At 70.3% G+C, this 2,999-nt stretch carries 3 protein-coding genes and 1 other RNA gene; 2 read left to right on the top strand and 2 right to left on the bottom strand.

Going from position 1 to position 2,999, the window contains the following annotated elements; all coding sequences use genetic code 11:
• Positions 1 to 1,171 (bottom strand): DUF58 domain-containing protein (locus DSP71_RS13890; RefSeq protein ID WP_147251319.1); only part of this gene is annotated, 1,171 nt, incomplete at its 3' end.
• Positions 1,172 to 1,181: 10 nt separating this feature from the next.
• Positions 1,182 to 2,171: a MoxR family ATPase gene (locus tag DSP71_RS13885; protein ID WP_113681385.1), complete on the bottom strand. Its 990-nt coding sequence runs from the start codon at positions 2,169 to 2,171 to the stop codon at positions 1,182 to 1,184.
• Positions 2,172 to 2,329: 158 nt separating this feature from the next.
• Here DSP71_RS13885 and ffs point away from each other — a divergent pair.
• Together ffs and DSP71_RS13875 are read left to right on the top strand one after the other, a co-directional pair.
• Positions 2,330 to 2,426, top strand: an RNA gene (gene ffs / locus DSP71_RS13880) — signal recognition particle sRNA small type.
• Between the two features lie 65 nt (positions 2,427 to 2,491).
• Positions 2,492 to 2,999, top strand: a 508-nt coding sequence (locus DSP71_RS13875) for a rhomboid family intramembrane serine protease (protein ID WP_113681386.1), incomplete at its 3' end; no start/stop codon positions are given.

Genomic DNA, 2,999 nt, shown 5'->3' with positions numbered 1-2,999 from the left:
CTCCGATCCGTGCGGAGACGGCATCCTCCCACGCGGCCGAGATGTCCTCGCCGAGGGGCGCGACGGTCCACCCATGACGTGCCGCCGCTTCGGTGGCCCCCGGAAGAAGCTCGGTGCTGAACAGCATCGGCGCTGCGGCGCCCGCCGACCTCAGCAGTGTGGCGTCCTCCTCATCGAGGCGCCCGGTGATGTAGACGAGCGGTCCGGGAGGCGTGCCTCCGATGAGTGCCATCAGGTCGCGGCTCTCCCCGCGAGGCGTGACCATCGCGAGCGCTGCGAGCAGGCTGTCGCGGTCGTCCTCGTGCCCGCGGAGGGCGCCGAGCAACGTGCCTGCGCTGTCGATCACGTCGACGCTGTACCCCTCGGAGGCCAGATGCACGGCCGCGGAAGCGCACAGCGAGACGGCGGATTCGAAGGCAGGATCAACGTCGCTCCCCTGGGTATCCCAGCGGCGCCCGCTCCGGTCCAGCACGACCACCGCGTCGGGGCTGGACTCCTCCTCTTCCTGGCGAACCATGAGCTGACCGCGGTGTGCCGTGGCACGCCAGTGGATGCGCCGCATCGAATCCCCCGGGATGTAGCCGCGCGGCGAGAGGTTGTCACTGCCCTGTCCGAGCCTGGTCGATGAGGTGTGCGCTGTCCCCCCGGCCGCCCCGACCCGCACGGCGAGCGGGGCGAGGGCGAACACCTCTGGCACCACGGTGACGCTCCGGGTCTCGCCGAACGCCTGCTCACGCTGGGCCAGCCCGAACGGGTCGACGGTGCGCAGCATCAGAGGACCCAACGGCCAGACGCCTCTTCTGACGCCGGTGATCAGGTAGCTGAGCTGCCCGTTCTCCGGAGGATACTCGCCGCCGGAGTCGCCCGACACCGCGTCGGGGAGCACATCGTGCCAGAGCCCGCGGGGGACGCGGATCGCGCGCAGCGAGAAGCGCACGGTCACGCGGGACGTCTCGGACACCGTCAGCAGATCGGTGGAGATCTGCCGCGTGACGGTGCCGGATCGTCGGGGCAGCCTGACGGCGAGGAGGGAGAAGAGCGTGACCGCCGCCAGCAGCACGCCGAGGTACAGCAGGATGCGGGTGCCCAGCAGGTTCGCGGCGATCATGCAGCAGAGCGCGGCGACGAGCGCTCCGGCGCCGCGACCGGTGAGGGCTCGTCGTCGTCGCATGATCGGTGTGTCAGGAACGGGTCGCGACGGGTACGCGCACCCGCTCGACGATCTGGGTGAGAGCGGCCTCGACGGGCTGGGCTCCCGTGCGATGTGCGCCGCGCGCCGGAAGCAGACGGTGCGCGAGGACCGGGATGAGCAGGGCAGTGATGTCATCGGGGATCACGTAGTCGCGGCCGTCGAGCGCCGCCCACACCTTCGCCGCCCTGACCAGCTGCAGCGTGGCCCTGGGGCTGGCGCCGAGGTGGAGGTTCGGGTCGTTGCGCGTCGCCTGCGCGAGGGCGACCGTGTACTCCTCGAGGGCCGGCGCGACGTGCACGGACCGTGCCCATGCGATGAGCTGCGAGATCGAGGACGCATCGGCGACGGGCGAGACGGCGGCGAGCGGGCTCACCACGTCACGCTGGCGCAGCATGAGGGCCTCGGCCGCGGCGTCGGGGTATCCCATCGAGATGCGCATCATGAACCGATCGCGCTGCGCTTCGGGGAGGGCGTACGTGCCCTCCATCTCCAGGGGGTTCTGGGTCGCGACGACCAGGAACGGCTGGGGGAGCTGGTGGGTGGAGCCGTCGACCGTGACCTGGCCCTCCTCCATCGCCTCCAGCAGGGCGGACTGCGTCTTGGGGGAGGAGCGGTTGATCTCGTCGGCGATCACGATGTGCGCGAACACGGCACCGCGCTTGAACTCGAACTCGCGGTCGACCGGGTTGTAGACCGAGACGCCCGTGACGTCGCCCGGCAGCAGATCCGGGGTGAACTGGATGCGTCGCACCGTCGCGTCCACGCTGGCGGCGAGAGCCCTGGCGAGCATCGTCTTCCCCACGCCGGGAACGTCCTCGATGAGCAGGTGCCCTTCGGCGAGCAGGCATACGAGAGCGCTGCGCACCGCATCCGGTTTCCCGTCGATGACCTGGCCGATCGAACCGAGGATGGCCGACGTCTGCGCGGCGAAGCGTTCGGCGTCGATCGTCACCGGCATCAGGGGGGCGTTCTCTGGCATGCGTTCCCTCTCACATCGCGGCGCTGCGGTGCGCGTCACTCGATCGTAACCCTGCGCACGATGCGCCGCTCTGGCAGGTTCCCCTGAGGATGCGTGCACCGGATAGGCGCGCAGGGGAGCGCGGTTCGAAACGCGGCGCCGGTCGGGTTAGGATGGTTGACGGCTCTCCGCGTGGCGGCATCCAGGCCAATTCCCCCAGGGCGGAAACGCAGCAAGGGTAACCGGGCTCTGCTGGGTGCGCGGAGGGTCACTTTCATTTCCGGCGGGCGGGTCCGTCCGACGCTCAGTCGTCTCCTGGCTGCACCTGCGACAATCGTCCGGTGACCGTCACCCCGCCTCAGGCGCAGCACCCGCTCGGCCGATTCGCCTCACCGGTGCTGCTGCTCGTCGCCATGTGGGTCGTGCAGTTCGCCGACGCGATCCTCCCCGGCTCCTTCACCGGCTTCGGGTTGCGCTCCGGGGACGCCTCCGGACTCGGGGGCATCGTGCTCGGGCCACTCCTGCACGCGAACTGGCAGCATCTCATCGCGAACTCGGTGCCGATCCTGGTGCTCGGGTGCCTCGTCGCCGTGGAGGGCACCCGCCGGTTCTGGGCCGTCACGGCCGTCGTCGCGCTCGTCGGCGGCATCGGCACCTGGGTGTTCAACGCGCCGGGCACACTCACGGTCGGCGCATCGGGGCTGGTGTTCGGCTACTTCGGCTATGTCGTCATGCGGGTGTTCGCCCCCGGCCGCGTCGCGCACCGCATCCTGTACGCCGTGATCGCCGTGGTCGTGATCGGGGTGTACGGGGGATCGATGTTCGCCGGCGTCTTCGGTGTCGCCGAGG

The sequence above is a fragment of the Microbacterium sp. H6 genome, assembly GCF_003314775.1.
GTDB lineage: Bacteria > Actinomycetota > Actinomycetes > Actinomycetales > Microbacteriaceae > Microbacterium > Microbacterium oxydans.
The sequence above is the reverse complement of the archived record's forward strand: the minus strand, read 5'-3'. Positions and strand labels throughout refer to the sequence as shown.

Excerpts from the sequence above, each read along its gene's own strand:
- DSP71_RS13885 (WP_113681385.1), bottom strand. The coding sequence starts at position 2,171 with ATGCCAGAGAACGCCCCCCTGATGCCGGTGACGATCGACGCCGAACGC.